Raw genomic sequence first — 16,270 nt, forward strand, 5'->3', positions numbered from 1 at the left:
ATCAGGATTGCGTTTCCCGAATATTCTCGACCACCCCCTCCAGCGCCACCGCCGCAGGGACGCCCGGCGCATAATCCACCCGCCGCACCCGATAGGTCCGCCCCGCGTCGGTCAGGGACAGCGGTTCGGTCCAGCCGATTTGCAGGGTGCGGGCGTCGCGGGAGAAGCCGGTTCCCAGCACCTTGATGATCGCCTCCTTGGCGGTCCACAGGGCGAAGAAGGCGGCGGTGCGCTCGGGGTCGGGCAGGGCCTCGAAGGTGCGCAGTTCGTCGGGCGACATCACCTGGCGGGCGAGGCCGGTCAGGTCGGTCTCGCGGGTGCTGAGCTCGATGTCGACGCCGACCCGGCCGCGCGCCACCGCCAGCAGGAAGTGGTTCTCGGTGTGGGACAGGTTGAAGTCCAGGTTCGAGCCGGGCGGGGCGTGCGCCAGCTCCGGCCGGCCGAACGGGTTGTAGCTGAACTTCACCTTGGCTGGCGTGCAGCCCAGGTAACGCGCCAGCACCTGGCGCAGGCGGGTGCGGCCGGCGGCGAAGCGGTGGGTCAGCTCGGCGGTGCGGAAGCGGGCGGCGCGGGCGCGTTCCTCGTCATTGAGGCAGGCGAGGTCGGGCTCGATGGCGTCCAGGTCGGCGCGCCACAGGTGGATATCGCCGGGCTCGGGCAGGGTCAGGGTGGCGGGCGTCGCCGGTGGGTGGTTAGCTGGCCCCATGCGCTCGCTCATCGGTTCCCTGTGCCTGATCGCCGCCGGCTTGGCGATGGGAGCCGCCGCACCCCCGGGCGCGCCGCTGCCGGCCCACATCATCATGGCCTACCACGACAGCTGGCGCGAGCGGGCGGGGGCGACGGCCGCCGACACCACGCTCGCCAATACGCCGGCCTATGTGGACGTGCTGGCCCTGGCGTTCGTCAAGCCGGACCTGAGCTACCGGGGCGATCTGGACCTGTCGGGGACCGGGCTCGACTACCGCATCGACGGCCGCACCCTGCGCGACGCCATCGCCCTGCTGAAGCGCCGCCATCCCGCCACGCGGGTGTTGGTCAGCGTCGGCGGCGGGGCTTATCGCGCCTGGGAGGGGCTGGACGCCCAGGCGGTCGGGCGGCTGGTGCGCGATCTGGGCGCCGACGGGGTGGACGTGGACTACGAGACCGACGATCCTGGCTGCACGCGCGGCGGGGATGGGCGGATCGGTTGCCGGGTCGGGCCGACCTACATCGCCTATCTACATCGCCTGCGCGCCGTGCTGCCGCGCCCCTACGTGCTGGCGGTGGCGGCGGTCAGCGTCGGCGCTTACGGGGAGGGGAGCTATCGCGACGCCCAGCCCACCGGCGGGCCGTACATCGGGTCGATGCTGGGGCTGCTGCGCGATCCGGCGGCGCGTCTGGTCGACCTGATCAGCATCCAGGCATACGACGCGGGCGAGCGGTTCGATCCGGTGGCCGCGTTCAACGCCTACCGGCTGTGGTGGAAGGGGCCGCTGCTGGTCGGGACCGAGGTGCGGCTGAAGGGCGGCGACGGGCCGTTCTACAGCGCGCCGGGAGCGGAGGGGCTGGCGCGGACGCTGGCGCGGGACCCGCGCGGCGGGGTGATGGTCTATCCGATGCTGGAGCAGCCCTATGGGGTAGCGGCCTCGGCGGCGTATCCCGACGGGGCGATGCTGCTGCGCGCGGCCTGTGCCGGGTTGGGACGGACGGGGTGTCGTTGATCCCCCTCTCCCCTTGCGGGAGAGGGAGGGGCCCAGCGAAGCTGGGAGGGTGAGGGGTCACGCTAGGGGAAGACGATAAGCGTTCGTCGACCCCTCAACCTTCCCACGCGTCTGTCGACGCGCGGGCCCCTTCCTTCTCCCGCAAGGGGAGAAGGAGAGCTAGCCCGGCACGGTCCAGGCTTCTGCGCCGCCGAAGGTGAACTTGACCGAGCTGGCGTGGCCGCCCGCCTCGTTGAGGGCCGAGACCAGGCGGTAGCGGTTCTCCGGGTCGGTGCAGAACATCAGGAAACCGCCGCCGCCCGCGCCCGAAACCTTGCCGCCCCACGCGCCCTCGATCAGGGCGGCGTCGAACAGGGTGTCGATCAGCGGCGTGCTGACGCCGCTGGCGGTGTTCTTCTTGGCTTCCCACGAGCGGTTGAGGATGCGGGCGACCTCGCGCACGTCGCCGTCCAGCACCGCCAGCTTCATGGCGGTGGCCTCTGCTTTCAGCAGGTGCATGTTGTCCACCGTCTTGCTGGAGTTGGTGGCGTTCAGGCCGCTGACCTGTTCCTTGATAATGGTCTCGGAGCGCCGCGACTTGCCGCTGAAGCAGACCACCAGCGAGGATTCCAGCTCGGCCAGCTGGGCGCGACCGATGCGCAGCGGATTGACGATCACCCGGTCCTCGGGAAGGAACTCCATGAAGTTCACCCCGCCGAAGGCCGCCGCGTATTGGTCCTGGCGACCGCCGGCCAGGCCCAGATCCACCCGCTCGATGGTGAAGGCCAACTTGGCCACGTCGTAGGGTGACAGCGGCAGGTCGAGCGCGGCGCGGAACGCCTCCACCAGCGCCACGACCAGGGCTGAGGACGATCCCAGCCCCGAACCGGCCGGCGCGTCGGTGGTGGTGGAGACGGTCAGGGCCGGGGCGGGCGACAGGTTGTAGGTGCGCACCATGTGCCGGTAGACCGCCTTGTGCAGCACCAGGCCGCCGTCGAGCGGCAGCTCGGCGGTGGGCGCGTAGCTCTCCTCCAGGTTGATATCGCTGGCGCGAAAGACCAGCTTGCCCTCTGGATTGGGATTGACGTGGGCGAAGGCGAACCGATCTATGGTTGCGTTCAGCACCGCGCCGCCGAAGCGGTCGCAATAGGGCGAAAGGTCCGTCCCGCCCCCTGCCATGCCGAGCCGCAAGGGTGCGCGGGCCCGCACATTGGGCGTGCGATCGCTGGCCCGACGCAGTCTCAGCGGCGATGTGGGGGCGGTCTCGTTTTCGGGGCGCTCAACCTGGGGCATGGTACAACCCTAACGAAGTATCCAGGATTTCGACCTTACACCTCGTGCGGGCGTATTCGTTGCAAAACTCCAAACTCGGGAAAATTAATCATAAGCATGTAGTTTAATTCGGGTGGCGCGGGTCTTGCTGGGAAGACGTACATAGTCTTATCGCGACACATGCGTGTACCCGATGAACAAACCGGATCGGCACATGACGGTTTCAACTGACATCGAGATGAGGACGCGCCCGTCCCGGCGCGCCGGATTCGAGGCGGCTATTCCCTTCTCGGGACGCGCGGCGCTGAACGCCCACTCGGGCGCCAGCTTCGTTCGCCCCAGTTATGGCCTGGTCAATCGGGCCGTACAGTTTTGCGACATCCTGGCCTGCGTCCTGGCCCCGGTGCTGTTGCGCCGGGCCTGGATCGTCTCGGCCGACCCGCTGACGGTGGTGCAGGGGTTGATGATCGGGTTGCTGGCGGCGGTCGCCCTGTTGTTCGCGCTGCGCATGGCCGGCGCCTACCGGGTTGAGCGCTATCGCCGCGCCGAATGGTCGGTGGTCGATGTGCTGGGCGGCTGGATTGTGGCGGTCGGCGTGGTGGCGGTGGTGCTGTGGGCGTTCGCGCCGGGCATGCTGGGCGCCAAGCGCTGGATGGTGAGCTGGACCCTGTTGTTGTTGAGCGCCCTGATCGTCGAGCGCACCGTGCTGTTCGCGGTGCTGCGCCATGCGATCCGCGCGGGCCTGCTGCGGCGGCACGTGGCGGTGATCGGCGCCGGGCCGCTGGGCGAGGAGATGCGGGCGCGTCTGCTCGACGCCGAGGGCTACGGCGCCTACTGCTTCGAAGGACTGTATAGCGAGGACGCCTCGACCGCCGCGCTGGGGTCGGGCGACGTGGACGACCTGTGCCGGCTGGCGCTGGAGCAACGCCTCGACCTGATCGTCATCGCCCTGCCGTGGGAGCAGGCCGAACGCATCTTCGCCCTGGCCGACAAGGTGCAGTGGATCTCCGCCGACGTGGCCGCGCCGATCGAGCGCTCCACCTTCCTGTCGAGCGCGACCCTGGCGACCGAGGTTGCGGGCGTCCCGGCGCTGACCCTGTCGCATCATCCGTTCAAGGGCACCGAGGGGCTGGTCAAGGTGATCGAGGACTATGTGGTGGCCGCCATCGCCCTGATCGTGCTGGCCCCGGTGATCTTGTCGGTGGCGCTGGCGATCCGGCTGGAGGGCCGCGGCCCGGTGCTGTTCCGCCAGGAACGCGTGGGCTTCAGCGGCCGGCGCTTCGGCATCTACAAGTTCCGCACCATGACTGTGGACCCCGACGACGACGGCAGCCTGGGCACCGCCAAGGACAATCCCCGCATCACCAAGCTGGGCGCCTTCCTGCGCCGCACCTCGCTGGACGAACTGCCTCAGCTGTTCAACGTGCTGAAGGGCGAGATGTCGGTGGTGGGGCCGCGTCCCCACGTGCCCAACATGTTCATCGAGGACCTCTCCTACACCGAGACCGTGCGCGCCTACGCCGCCCGCCATCGCATCAAGCCCGGCATCACCGGCTGGGCCCAGATCAACGGCATGCGCGGTGGGATCGACTCGGTGGCCAAGGCCCGCCGGGGCGTGGAGCTGGACCTACACTACATCAAGGTTTGGTCGCTACGCTTCGACCTCACCATCATGCTGCGCACCCTGTTCCGGCACATGGCCGGTCCGAGCGTGTTCTAGGACCATGCGTATGAGCCTAGCTTTCAAAGACGCGACCACCGTCGGCTCCATGGAGGAGCTGAACCGGACGGCGTGCAAATATCCACGCGATCTGAGCCTGGCGACGCTGATCGCGGCCCAGGCGGAGCGGACCCCCGACGCGCTGGCGGTGCAGGATGGGCGGACCCGCCTCACCTATGCCGAGCTGGAGCGCCGTTCGGCCCGGATCGCCAACCGCCTGGCCGAGCTCGGCGCCGGCCCCGGCGGCTTCGTCGGGGTGTGCCTGGAGCGCTCGGTCGACACGGTGGCGGCCCTGCTGGCGGTGCTGAAGACCGGCGCGGCCTACATCCCGCTCGATCCCGCCTATCCCGCCCAGCGGCTGGCGCTGATGGTGGAGGACGCCGGCTGCGACCTGGTGCTGACCGAACACTCCGTCGCCGGGCTGGCCCCCGCCGCCGCGCGCAGCCTGGCGCTCGAAGACATCGTCGATGGGCCGGAAAGCTTTTCCATCCGCTCCGGTCCCGAAGATCTCGCCTATGTCATCTATACTTCCGGCTCCACCGGCCGGCCCAAGGGCGTCGAGCTGCGCCACCGCAGCGTGGTCAACCTGCTGAACGCGTTCCGGCGTACGCTCGACTTCACCGCCCGCGACCGCCTGCTCGCGGTCACCACCATCTCGTTCGACATCTCGGTGCTGGAGATCTTCCTCCCGCTGACGGTCGGCGCGGCGGTGATCCTGGCGGGACGCGAGGACGTGGTGGACGGAGCGCGACTGGCGGCCCTGATCCAAAGCAGCGCCGCCACGGTGCTGCAGGCGACCCCCGCGACCTGGCGACTGCTGATCGGCGCGGGCTGGCGCGGCGCAGGTATGAAGCTGCTCTGCGGCGGCGAGGCGGTCGATCCCGCCCTGGCGCGGCGGCTGCTCGAATGCGGAGGCGGCCGGTTCTGGAACGTCTACGGCCCGACCGAGACCACCATCTGGTCCACCTTCGCCGAGGTCCGGTCGGTCGACAGCGAGCGCATCCCCATCGGCCGTCCGCTCGACAATACCCGCCTGTACATCCTGGACGAGGCCGGGGTCCCGGTCGCGCCTGGCGAGGCGGGCGAGCTGTTCATCGCCGGCGACGGGGTGGCGCGCGGCTATCTCGGCCGGCCCGACCTGAACGCCGAGCGTTTCGTGCCCGAGATCGGCTCGCCGGACGAGCGGATGTATCGCACCGGCGACCGGGCGCGGCTGCGTCCCGACGGCCAGGTGGATTTCCTGGGTCGCGTCGACCACCAGGTGAAGGTGCGCGGCTTCCGCATCGAGCCCGGCGAGATCGAGGCCCGACTGGCCGAGCACGCCGACGTCGCCCAGGCCGTGGTGATCGCCCAGACCGAGCCGGACGGCGGCAGCCGGCTGGTGGCCTTCATCGTCCCAAGGCGGGAAACGCCGACGCAGAAGGCGCTCAAGGCCTTCCTGGGCGAGACCTTGCCGGCCCACATGGTCCCGAACCAGATCGTGCTGGTCGCGAGCCTGCCCCTGACGCCCAACGGCAAGGTGGACCGCAATACGCTGGCCGCCAACGTGCCCGAAGCGGTGGGCGACGGCGAGAACACCCCGCCCCGCGACGATCTCGAAACCGCCCTGGTGCGCATCTTCGAGGAGGTCCTGTTCGTGCGCCCGGTGGGCGTCCACGACGACTTCTTCCAGCTTGGCGGCACGTCGTTCCGGGCGGTGAAGGTGGTCAACGCCATCGAGCGGCGGCTGGGCCGCAAGATCCACGTCAACGCCCTGTACCATCGCGCCGCCACGGTGGCGGGTATGGCCGGCATCCTGCGCGGCGACGCCGAGAGCGCCATGCCGCACCTGCAGCCCCTGGGCGGCCGGATCGACACTGGCGCGGCCAATCCGATCTTCTGCCTGCATACCGTGGTCGAGGGGACGGTGTTCTTCTACGACGCCCTGGCGCGACGGCTGGGCGGGCAGGAATGCTTCCTCGGCGTGCTGCCGCGCGGCCTGCACGACGGCGGCGAGGCGGACAACACGATGGAGGGGATGGCCGAGCACTGCGTCGCCGCCATCCAGTCCCGCCAGCCGCAAGGTCCCTATCGTCTGCTCGGCTTCTCCAGCGCCGGGGTGTTGGCGATGGAGACGGCGCGGCGGCTGAAGGCGCTGGGCCAAGAGGTCAGCCTGCTCGGGATGATCGACGCCTATCCGCCGGTGGGCAAACGGACCTGGCTCTACCAGTGGGAAATCCAGAGCGACCGGGTTTGCCGGCTCGGCAATGCGCTGATCACGCGCGTGCATGCCCTGAGCAATTGCGAAAAGAAGGATGATCCGGCAGACGCGGCCTTGCGCTGGCGCCACCGGCTGGCGGTGCGCGCCTATCGGGCGCAAGCCTATGACGGCGACGCGGCCCTGTTCGTGTCAAAGCAGACGGTGGGCATGTTCGCCGAACCGGGGCTGGGCTGGAGCCGGCTGACCGCTAAGCTGGACTACGACGTGCTGGCCGGCGGCCATTACAGTATCGTAAATGAACCTGGTGTAGCGGAGTTGGCGGATAGGTTGTGCGCGCGACTCGACGCCGGGCGCGCGGCCTGATCGCGATCTTTCGGCGACGCCGGGAATGGAATGAGCTTGTCGCTAGAACCCGCCAGCCCTGAAAGTCGGCGGGAAGTCCAGGCGGCCCTCGCCGGAACGCGTTTCCGGCGCGCGCGCGCGCTGGTGTCTTGGAACATGTTCCAGCCGCTGATGTCGGTGTTCGCTCGCGGGTTGGAGGTGGTGGCCAAATTCGGCTTCCAGATCGCGGTGGCGCGCTGCCTGACGCGCGAGGCGGCCGGTGTCTTCCTGCTCGGGCTCAGCATCTCGGGGGTCCTGCAGACCATCGCCATGGCTGGTGTCGGGCGCGCCCTGGTGATGTTCGTCGCGCGCGCCAACCGCGACGCCACCCGTCAGCAGGTGTTCGGGGTGGCGGCCTCGGGCCTGTTCTTCATGCTGATGGTCGCCGGCCTGATCGGCATCGCCACCGCCGCCCTGGCCGAGCCGATCTCGGTGTTCGTCTTCCACAAACCCGAACTGACCCTGCCGCTGCGCTGGCTGTCGGTCAGCGTGGTCTGCTACGCGATGCTGACCGGGATCGGCGGGGTGCTGACAGCGCTCGGCGCCGCCATCGTCGGCGACTTCCTCAGGAGCAGCTTCTGGCCGGCCCTGACCGCCATGCTGTTGCTGGTCTCCGATCGCAGCGCGGTCTCGGCCGCCATCTTCACCAGCCTGTCGCTGACCTTGGCGGCGGTGATCGGCTGGGTGTTCATGCGCCGCCTGACGCCGGGCCGCTGGCCGGGCTGGCGCGGGCTGAAGCCGCCGGAGGGTCTGATCGAGACCGCGATTCCCCTGGGCGTGGTCGATGTGATCGGGGTGATCCTGGTCTCGGTGCCGACCCTGGTGCTGGGCTCGCTGGTGGCGGCCGAAAGCGTGGCGGTGTTCTCGGTGGCCAACCGCATCGCCAATGTCTTCGTCACCGTGGTCAGCGCCATCGGCAACGCCGCCTCGCCCCGCTTCGCCCTGCTGGTCGACGAGGGCGACCGCAAGCGGCTCGGCCGCGTGGTCAGCCAGATGGCGCTGCTGTCGCTGGCGGTCTGTCTGCCGCCGGCCCTGCTGCTGGTGATCTTCCCGTCCGAGGCCATGGGACTGTTCGGACACGCCTACCGCAGCGGCGGGACCGTGCTGCGGGTGCTGGTCCTGGGCAACCTGGTGTTCGTGGCCTTCGCCTGCTGTTCGGAACTGCTGGCCATGGCCGGGGAGGGCAAGCTGCTGCGGCGGCTGAACTTCGTGATGCTGGGCGCTTGCGGCCTGTTCAGCGCGGTGCTGATTCCGCTGTTCGGCGCCATCGGCGCGGCCTGGGCGATGGCGGCGACCATGTCGCTGAACGGCCTGCTGGTCGGGTTCGGCGTGGCGCGCCGGTTGAAGCTCAACCCCGTGCCGCTGCTGGCCGGGCTGTGACGTCCGCGCGGCCATGATCGAGGCCTTCTCCACCGCCCTCGGAGAGACCCCGCACGAGGTGTGCGTGGTGGGCGCCGGGCCCGTGGGGATCACCCTGGCCTTGGAGCTGGCGCGGCGCGGACGGCGCGTGCTGCTGCTGGAATCCGGGCTGGCCAAGCTCGATCCGCGCGCCGAGGCGCTGGGCGAGGCCGAGATCCTGACGCCCCGGCATCAACCGCCCATGTCGGTGACCAACCAGCGCTCGCTCGGCGGCGCGTCCAACCTGTGGGGTGGCCGCTGCGTGCCGCTCGATCCCGTCGACTTCCTGCCCCGCGACGCGGTGCCGGGCAGCGGTTGGCCGATCACCGCCCAAGACCTGGAGCCCTATCTCACCGCCGCCTGCACCTACGCCGGCTGCGGCGAGGCGCACTTCTTCGAGCCGTTCACCCGCACCGCGATCTGCAATCCCGACTTCAGCTTCGAGCACCTGGAGCGCTGGAGCACCCAGCCCCGGTTCAAGGACGCCTACGACGCGCGCCTGCGCACGGAACCCAACCTGCGCCTGGTGCTCGGCGCCACCGTGACGGGACTGGAGTTCGAAGACGACGGCCGGGTGCGCGCCGCAATCGTGCGCGGCCTGGAGGGGAGCCGTACGGAGATCGCGGCTCGCCAGTTCGCCCTAACCGCCGGAGGGCTCGAGACCACCCGCCTGCTGCTGGCCGAACAGGCCCGCTCCCCACATCGCTTCGGCGGGCCGGACGGGGCGCTGGGGCGCTACTACATGGGCCACACCATCGGCGGTATCGCCGACATGGCGTTGAGCGGTCCCGAGCTGGATGGCGAGCTGGACTATTTCAACGACGGCCGGGGCGCCTTCGCGCGGCGTCGTTTCACTCCCAGCCACGATCTGCAGGAGCGCGAGGGCTTCAGCAACATCGCCTTCTGGCCCGAATTCCCGCCGATCTGGAACGCCAGCCACGGCGATGCGGTGATGTCGCTGGGCTATCTGGTGCTGTCGGTTCCGTGGCTCGGGCGGCTGCTGCTCACCGAAGCGATCCGGCGCTCGCATACGGGGCTCGACCTGTCGCCGGAGCCGGTGCGCGCGGCGCCCCACATCGCCAACCTGATCAAGGGTCTGCCGGCGGCGGCGCGGTTCTTCCCGGGCTTCCTGTATCGCCGCTATGTCGCCAAGCCGCGCCTGCCGGGGTTCTTCCAGACCAACCAGGCGCGCCGCTACGCCATCCGCTACCACGCCGAGCACGCCCCGCACCGCGACAGCCGGGTCAGCCTGTCCGACCAGGTCGATGCGCTGGGCCTGCCGCGCCTGAAGATCGACCTGCGCTTCCACGACAGCGACATCCGCGCGGTGATCAAGGCCCACGCCTGCTTCGGCGACTGGCTGGCGCGCACGGGCCTCGGCCGGATGGAGTGGACATTCCCCGAGGCCGAGCTGGAGGCCGAGGTGATGCGCCAGAGCCAGGACGGTCATCACCAGATCGGCACCATCCGCATGGCCGCCTCCGCCGACCAGGGGGTGGTGGACGCCGACTGCCGGGTGTTCGGCGCGTCCAACCTGTTTGTGGCCGGCAGCGCAGTGTTCCCGTCCTCCAGCCAGGCCAACCCGACCCTGACCGCGATCCTGCTGGCCGTGCGGCTGGCGGAGCGGCTGGCGGGGGAGGGCGGGTGAAGGAGGGCGTGAGAGGTAGGAAGGGAATGCATCCGGCCCTGATGATGCTGGCTATCCCCGCCGTCGCAGTCCTGGCCCTCTACGCCGTGGTCTCGCCCTTGGCCCCGTGGTTGCTGATGCACGACGACCCGCCGGGAAAGGCTGACGCCCTGGTGGTGCTCGGCGGCGACCCCCGGGACCGCACGCCGCTGGCCGCGCGCCTGTACTTCGCCGGCGTGGCGCCGATGATCCTGCTCAGCGGGCGGGGCGACTATGTCTGGGTGCGCGAGGGCCTGATCGAGGACGGCGTGCCGTCCGACCACATCCTGATCGAGGATCGCTCCGCCTCGACCCGCGAGAACGCGCTGTTTTCGGCCCCGATCCTGCGAGCCCATGGGCTTCGCCGCATCGTCATCGTGACCTCGTGGCAGCACTCCGCCCGCGCCTTGCGTACCTACCGCAGGTTCATCCCCGACGTGCAGGCCAGCGTCGCCTCCACCCAACCGGGACGTGGGTGGCTGGCGGTCAGATCGCGTCGTGAGGCGCGCTGGGTGTTCGAGGAGTTCGCCAAGACCGTGGTCTATTGCGCGGCCTACGGCGTCTGCCCGTGGGATCGGCCATGAGCGGATCTGCGTGCTTCGAGACGCGCTCAGTGCTCCTCAGCATGACGAATGATTTCTGCGATCCCCTTACCTTCGTCATGTTGGGGAGCCCCGCAGGGGCGTCTCGCAGTACGCAGATCGCAGACGCGCCATGAGCCCGGTTTCCCCCAAGCTCAGCGCCAACAAGGCCTGGCTGCGCGCCCTGGAGCGCACCCGCGAGGTCCGCCGCGCCTCCACGCTCACCCTGGCCGTAGCCGTCGAGGCGATGGCGCAGGTACAGGGCGACGCGCCGGCCCTGATCGGGGAAGGCGAGGCCTTCGGCTACGCCGAACTGGCCACACGCCTGCGCGCCTACGCCCGCTGGGCGCTGGAGCAGGGGCTGGTCGGCGGCGAGGTGGTGGCCCTGCTGGCCCCGAACCGGCCGGAATACCTGGCCTGCTGGCTCGGCGTGACGCGCGTGGGCGGCGTGGTCGCCCTGATCAATTCCAATCTGCGCGGGCTGGCGTTGGAGCACTGCCTCAAGGTGTCGGGCGCGCGGCATCTGATCGTCGATCCGGAACTGGCGGATGAGGTTCCCCAGGGCCTTGGCCTGCGGACGTGGACGCTGGGCGCGTGCGGTCCCGCCGATGGGCGTTCCGGCGCGCCGCTCGCGCCGCATGAAGACCCCGCGCCGACCCTCGCCGAGCCGGCCCTGCTGATCTACACCTCCGGCACCACGGGCCTGCCCAAGGCCGCCCATGTAAGCCACCACCGGGTGATGATGTGGAGCGGCTGGTTCGCCGGCATGATGGACGCCACGCCCGACGACCGGCTCTACGACTGCCTGCCGCTGTACCACAGCGTCGGGGGCGTGGTGGCGACTGGGGCCATGCTGGTCGCCGGCGGTTCAGTGGTGATCCGCAAGCGCTTTTCGGCCAGCCACTTCTGGGCCGACGTGACCGAGCAGGGCTGCACGGTGTTCCAGTACATCGGCGAGCTGTGCCGCTACCTGTTGGCGGCCCCGCCCGGACCGAACGAGCGCGCGCACCGGCTGCGGCTCGCCTGCGGCAACGGGTTGCGGGGCGAGGTGTGGCGGCCATTCCAGGACCGCTTCGCCATCCCCCAGGTGCTGGAGTTCTACGCCTCCACCGAGGGCGCCTTCTCGCTGTACAACGCCGAGGGCGAGCCCGGCGCGATCGGGCGGGTGCCGCCGTTCCTGGCCCATCGTTTCCCGGCCGCCATCGTGCGTTTCGATCCCATAGCCGAGCGGCCTGTGCGGGGCGAGGACGGGCTGTGCATCGCCTGTGCGCGGGGCGAGGCGGGCGAGGCGTTGGGCAGGATCGCCGCGCCGGACGCCGACGCGGCCAACCGCTTCGAAGGCTATACCGACGCGGGCGAGAGCGCGCGCAAGGTGCTGCGCGACGTGTTCGAGCCGGGCGACGCGTGGCTGCGCACCGGCGACCTGATGCGCCAGGACGCGCGGGGCTTCTGGTACTTCGTCGACCGGGTGGGCGACACCTTCCGCTGGAAGGGCGAGAACGTGGCGACCAGCGAGGTGGCCGCTGCGGTCGAGGCCTGTGCGGGCGTGGTCGAGGCCTGCGTCTACGGGGTGGCCGTCCCCGGCGCCGACGGGCGTGCTGGGATGGCGGCGGTGGTGGCGGGGGAGGGGTTCGAGCTGGCGCGGTTGCACGCCCACCTGGCCGAGCGGCTGCCAGCCTATGCCCGGCCGCTGTTCGTGCGCCTGACCGACGAGCTTGCGACCACTGAGACCTTCAAGCTGAAGAAGCAGGCCCTGGTCGAGGCGGGGTTCGATCCGGCGCGTACGCGCGATCCGATCTATCTGGATTTCGGTGGCGGCTACACGCCTTTGGACGGGCCGCTGTCGGCGCAGCTGAACGGGGGGCGGCTGCGGTTGTAGGCCGGGCCGCCCCCTGACTTAGCGACTTGGATCAGGCGTGGAGATCAGGCGTCGGTCCGGTCATGATGACGTGGAAGACGCCGGCTGTATTGTTGACCCCCATCTTCTGGCGAATATGCGCGCGGTGAATCTCCACCGTTGGCACGCATAGATGCAGATCGTAGGCGATCTGCTTGGACGATTTGGCGTCCAGTAGATGACTCACGACCTCGAGTTCCTTGTGCGTGAGCCCGTAGGCGTCGCGCAGCCACGCGACATTCATCGATGTGCTGGTGAGCATTGAACTGCCACCTTTCTCTTTATGGCCCCAGTGCCTGAGAGGCGTTCCCCTCAAATTGTGTCCATAACGACATATTTAGCATGATTATTGATTAAGCGTGCACGCGTCAAGTGTGAGCCATCGATAGTAACTAGGGGGTGCTACAAAATCACACGGTATATCAGGTCGTTTCCGGTTGATGAGACGTCGGCGGGGTAGGTCAGGCCGGGGCGTATGCCGAGATTGTCTTTGGGTGACGCCGTTCTGGCATATCCGTTCGACGTCTGATGTATTTTTTTGAAATCTTCTCAAGCACATGTGAGGGATTTCGATGGAGGCTGCTCATTTCCCGCGACAGGCGTTTTTCTCTCTCTACCATTTACTATGTAGGCGTAGGTCGCGAATTGTGATCATTTCTACCTTGGGTGGTTTTCCGCCTGATGCTGCAGTCGGGTGAAGGGTAATCAGTTCCGCTTATTGACCGTTAACCAATGTTGTCGCTCTTTATCGGACATAAAATTGAGGATGGGCTGACGGGAAATAGCAACGCCTAGATCCGCGCATCTTGCAGTGCAGTATAATTGCGCGAACCGTTGGGCCCGCTTCGATCAGCCTTAGGGAGGCGAGGAGGCCATGCCTGGTAACGAGGTGGCGAATCTTTTCTGGCTGCACGACGTATATGGTCTGACGAATAAAGAATTAGAGGTGCTTAGCCTGGTATTGGCGGCTCAATCCTCCAAGCAAATCGCCGCGACATTACACATCGGAGTGCCGACCGTAGAGGTCCACCGCGCGCATCTGCGTCAGAAGCTCGGCGTGAACAATACCGCGGGCGTGTTTCATACCGTCATGGCGGGGCCGTCCCACGGGGGCGCGCCAACCAGGGAAAAGAAGGCCGCGCGCTAGCGGCTGAATCTGAAACCTTCGAATTGAAGAGGCGGTGGGCGTAACAGCCCGCCGCCTTTTGTTTTTCGCCTAACAGGCGAAGCAGATGTGGGGTAGAAATAATCATTTATGACTGGATAGTCAGTCAAAATCTCCCCAAACCCTTATATTTTTCTTGGATATTATTGAGAATATCGGAAACCTCTAGTTATTATCTATTATTGACCGCTGACCAGCATTATTGTCCATTAATGATAACGTCGCGATTGCGGCGACCATCGCATCAGGTGGTTTTATTTCGGGTTGGTGTCGTCGCAGACGATGAGTTTGCACCTTCGAGTGCAAATGCTTGCGTCAATCCCTGAAAAGATTCGCTCCATTCCGGGGCGTTTGGGTGCGCACCCTCATTGCGCGGAGGATATGTTATGCGTGCTTATCTGTTCGCCGGCGCCGTGGCTCTGGCTTCCCTGGTTGGGGGCGCAGCCTACGCCAACGGGACTTCTTCCTTCTCGAGCACCACTTCCGGCTCGGGCGCCATCTCGATCGTCGGTTCGGGCAGCACCTCGACCGCGTCGAACGGCGGAGCCGTGACCACGTCCACCGGCGCCAACAACAGCTCGTACGGCAAGGCTGGGAACGGCGCGAGCTCCAGCGGCTCGAGCGGGGGCACCTCGTCCTCGGTCGTCACCTCGGTTCCCTCCTCGAGCCATGGCTCTCATGGCGGCGGCGCCAGCTCCACGGGCTCGACCGGGACGTCTCAGGGCGGCGCCGGCGGCGGCTTCACCATCACCAATACGGAAAGCATGAGCGGCCACGGCCACGGCCACTAGGCATCTCGTTTGATCTGACCTTCGGGGGAGGGGCCACGCCCCTCCCTACTCTTCATCGGACTTCATCGGAAAAGGACGCGGACATGTTCAAGGTCCTTCTGACGGCCACAGCCGTCGCTGCAATCGCCGCACCGGCTCTCGCGCAGACCAAGACGGTCGTCTCCAGCGGGAACGGCGGTGTGGCCTCGGTCTCCACCAACACCGTCGCCACGGCCGGGGCGACCTCGTCGGTCAACTCCGTTTCCACGACCACCTCGGGCCCCGGCGGCGCCGGAAGCACGAACGTCGCGGCGAACAACAGTTCGCTGGGCAAGGCCGGCACGTCCGGCAGCTCGGCGGTCAGCGCGGGAACGACCGCCTCGACGATCAGCACATCCGGAACGCACGCCAATGGGACCGTCTCGAATTCCCAGAACGGCGGCGCCTTCGGCAACACAACGACGACGACCGGAAAGTCGAAGTCAAACAGAAACACCTGCAACAGCTTCCCTGCCTGCTGGTAGCGCGAGCGACCCTTCTGGTTGGGCCCTGTGACCTCGAAAGGAGGAAGGGTTATGAAAGCGATTATTCTGCGCGCCATGGCGCTGGCGAGCGTGAGCATTGTGGCCCTGGCCGCAAACTCCGCCTACGCCCAGGATACGACGGTCACGGCGACGCCGACGGCCGACTCCGGGTCCACCTCGAACGCGAGCAATGTGGCGGGAGCCCAGGCGGCCGGCGGGGCTGGCGGCCTTGTCGCCGGCAGCGGCAACTCGGCCAACCAGAACAGCGTCAATTCGGGCTCCACCGCCGCGGCCAACAACAACGCCGGAGCCAATGCGACGGGAGGTTCCAACTCGAATATCGGCAACACCAACAGCACCAACACCAATACGCCCACCTCGACGTCGAACTCCGGCGCCAGCAACTCGACCACTGTCGGGGCGACCGGTGGCTCCAACACGGGTGGAAACTCGACCAACGGCAACACCAATACGAACACGCCGACGGCGAATTCCAACTCCGGCGCCAGCAACTCGACCAATGTCGCCGCGACTGGCGGCGCCAACACCGGCGGTAATTCATCTAACAGCAATACCAACGGAAACAGCAACAATAACGCCACGAACTCATCCGCCACCAATACGGCTGCGTCCCAGTCGCAGGGCGGAGCGGTTAAGAACGCCGGAAACTCAGCCAATACGAACAGCAACGGCAACGCCAACAACAACACCACGAGTTCGTCTGCGAGCAATGCGGCGACCTCGAACTCGGCTGGCAACACCCAGTCCAAGAGCGGCAACTCGAGCGTCGGCAATACGTCGAACAACGGCAACACCACCGGCAGCTCGACCAACAACTCCAGCGGCAACGCTGCTTCCAGCGGCAACCGGCTGGCCAACAGCGGCAACAACAATGCGGGCGGCGCTGGCGGCGCCGGCGGCAGTGGCGGCACTGGCGGCAACGCCGCTTCCAGCGGCAACCGGCTGGCCAACAGCGGCAACAACAACGCCGGCGGCGCCGGCGGCTCCAGCACGTCC

At 67.8% G+C, this 16,270-nt stretch carries 14 protein-coding genes; 9 read left to right on the forward strand and 5 right to left on the reverse strand.

What is annotated here, in order from left to right:
* Nucleotide 1 precedes the first annotated feature (1 nt).
* Complete coding sequence (locus GSQ87_RS05885; RefSeq protein WP_158914214.1) at nt 2-706, reverse strand: 4'-phosphopantetheinyl transferase superfamily protein; 705 nt, start codon at nt 704-706, stop codon at nt 2-4.
* Here GSQ87_RS05885 and GSQ87_RS05890 point away from each other — a divergent pair.
* Nucleotides 705-1,700, forward strand: a complete 996-nt coding sequence (locus tag GSQ87_RS05890; RefSeq protein WP_216839042.1) for a glycosyl hydrolase family 18 protein — start codon at nt 705-707, stop codon at nt 1,698-1,700. The two genes, GSQ87_RS05885 and GSQ87_RS05890, sit on opposite strands and share 2 nt — an antisense overlap.
* Nucleotides 1,701-1,859: 159 nt before the next feature.
* Here the strand turns inward: GSQ87_RS05890 and GSQ87_RS05895 are convergent, their stop codons facing one another.
* Nucleotides 1,860-2,972, reverse strand: a complete 1,113-nt coding sequence (locus GSQ87_RS05895) for a dehydrogenase (protein WP_158914216.1) — start codon at nt 2,970-2,972, stop codon at nt 1,860-1,862.
* Between the two features lie 193 nt (nt 2,973-3,165).
* Here GSQ87_RS05895 and GSQ87_RS05900 point away from each other — a divergent pair, with 193 nt between their 5' ends.
* The 6 genes from GSQ87_RS05900 (at nt 3,166) to GSQ87_RS05925 (ending at nt 12,776) form a co-directional block, all read left to right on the forward strand.
* On the forward strand, nt 3,166-4,671 hold the full coding sequence (locus GSQ87_RS05900; RefSeq protein ID WP_158914218.1) for an exopolysaccharide biosynthesis polyprenyl glycosylphosphotransferase: 1,506 nt from the start codon (nt 3,166-3,168) through the stop codon (nt 4,669-4,671).
* Between the two features lie 10 nt (nt 4,672-4,681).
* Nucleotides 4,682-7,234 (forward strand): amino acid adenylation domain-containing protein, encoded by a 2,553-nt coding sequence (locus GSQ87_RS05905; protein ID WP_158914220.1) that lies wholly within the window; start codon nt 4,682-4,684, stop codon nt 7,232-7,234.
* A gap of 36 nt (nt 7,235-7,270) precedes the next feature.
* The gene (locus GSQ87_RS05910) at nt 7,271-8,632 is read left to right on the forward strand and encodes an oligosaccharide flippase family protein (RefSeq protein ID WP_158914222.1); all 1,362 of its coding nucleotides are present in this window, start codon (nt 7,271-7,273) and stop codon (nt 8,630-8,632) included.
* Between the two features lie 13 nt (nt 8,633-8,645).
* Entirely contained in the window at nt 8,646-10,298 is a 1,653-nt protein-coding gene (locus GSQ87_RS05915; RefSeq protein WP_158914224.1) for an FAD-dependent oxidoreductase, read from the forward strand.
* 26 nt (nt 10,299-10,324) lie between these two features.
* Complete coding sequence (locus GSQ87_RS05920; protein ID WP_158914226.1) at nt 10,325-10,900, forward strand: YdcF family protein; 576 nt, start codon at nt 10,325-10,327, stop codon at nt 10,898-10,900.
* Between the two features lie 130 nt (nt 10,901-11,030).
* Entirely contained in the window at nt 11,031-12,776 is a 1,746-nt protein-coding gene (locus tag GSQ87_RS05925) for a long-chain-acyl-CoA synthetase (protein WP_158914228.1), read from the forward strand.
* 31 nt (nt 12,777-12,807) lie between these two features.
* On the opposite strand, the gene GSQ87_RS05930 is transcribed toward GSQ87_RS05925, so the two are convergent.
* On the reverse strand, nt 12,808-13,056 hold the full coding sequence (locus GSQ87_RS05930; protein ID WP_158914230.1) for a LuxR C-terminal-related transcriptional regulator: 249 nt from the start codon (nt 13,054-13,056) through the stop codon (nt 12,808-12,810).
* Nucleotides 13,057-13,668: 612 nt separating this feature from the next.
* Here GSQ87_RS05930 and GSQ87_RS05935 point away from each other — a divergent pair.
* Nucleotides 13,669-13,941, forward strand: a complete 273-nt coding sequence (locus GSQ87_RS05935) for a LuxR C-terminal-related transcriptional regulator (protein WP_158914232.1) — start codon at nt 13,669-13,671, stop codon at nt 13,939-13,941.
* Nucleotides 13,942-14,345: 404 nt separating this feature from the next.
* Nucleotides 14,346-14,750: a hypothetical protein gene (locus GSQ87_RS05940; protein WP_158914235.1), complete on the forward strand. Its 405-nt coding sequence runs from the start codon at nt 14,346-14,348 to the stop codon at nt 14,748-14,750.
* Between the two features lie 52 nt (nt 14,751-14,802).
* On the opposite strand, the gene GSQ87_RS05945 is transcribed toward GSQ87_RS05940, so the two are convergent.
* Nucleotides 14,803-15,351: a hypothetical protein gene (locus tag GSQ87_RS05945; protein ID WP_158914237.1), complete on the reverse strand. Its 549-nt coding sequence runs from the start codon at nt 15,349-15,351 to the stop codon at nt 14,803-14,805.
* A gap of 24 nt (nt 15,352-15,375) precedes the next feature.
* The coding region (locus GSQ87_RS05950; RefSeq protein WP_158914238.1) for a hypothetical protein at nt 15,376-16,270 on the reverse strand (895 nt) is incomplete at its 5' end.

Source organism: Caulobacter sp. S45 (genome assembly GCF_009765965.1).
Classification (GTDB): domain Bacteria; phylum Pseudomonadota; class Alphaproteobacteria; order Caulobacterales; family Caulobacteraceae; genus CAHJWH01.

What these genes read in the sequence shown, in the direction of transcription:
- GSQ87_RS05905 (WP_158914220.1), top strand. Translation starts at nt 4,682, where the DNA reads ATGAGCCTAGCTTTCAAAGACGCGACCACCGTCGGCTCCATGGAGGAG.
- GSQ87_RS05920 (WP_158914226.1), top strand. Translation starts at nt 10,325, where the DNA reads ATGCATCCGGCCCTGATGATGCTGGCTATCCCCGCCGTCGCAGTCCTG.
- GSQ87_RS05900 (WP_158914218.1), top strand. Translation starts at nt 3,166, where the DNA reads ATGACGGTTTCAACTGACATCGAGATGAGGACGCGCCCGTCCCGGCGC.
- GSQ87_RS05890 (WP_216839042.1), top strand. Translation starts at nt 705, where the DNA reads ATGCGCTCGCTCATCGGTTCCCTGTGCCTGATCGCCGCCGGCTTGGCG.
- GSQ87_RS05895 (WP_158914216.1), bottom strand. Translation starts at nt 2,972, where the DNA reads ATGCCCCAGGTTGAGCGCCCCGAAAACGAGACCGCCCCCACATCGCCG.
- GSQ87_RS05915 (WP_158914224.1), top strand. Translation starts at nt 8,646, where the DNA reads ATGATCGAGGCCTTCTCCACCGCCCTCGGAGAGACCCCGCACGAGGTG.
- GSQ87_RS05945 (WP_158914237.1), bottom strand. Translation starts at nt 15,351, where the DNA reads ATGCTCACGCTCGCCAGCGCCATGGCGCGCAGAATAATCGCTTTCATA.
- GSQ87_RS05940 (WP_158914235.1), top strand. Translation starts at nt 14,346, where the DNA reads ATGCGTGCTTATCTGTTCGCCGGCGCCGTGGCTCTGGCTTCCCTGGTT.
- GSQ87_RS05885 (WP_158914214.1), bottom strand. Translation starts at nt 706, where the DNA reads ATGGGGCCAGCTAACCACCCACCGGCGACGCCCGCCACCCTGACCCTG.
- GSQ87_RS05925 (WP_158914228.1), top strand. Translation starts at nt 11,031, where the DNA reads ATGAGCCCGGTTTCCCCCAAGCTCAGCGCCAACAAGGCCTGGCTGCGC.
- GSQ87_RS05935 (WP_158914232.1), top strand. Translation starts at nt 13,669, where the DNA reads ATGCCTGGTAACGAGGTGGCGAATCTTTTCTGGCTGCACGACGTATAT.
- GSQ87_RS05930 (WP_158914230.1), bottom strand. Translation starts at nt 13,056, where the DNA reads ATGCTCACCAGCACATCGATGAATGTCGCGTGGCTGCGCGACGCCTAC.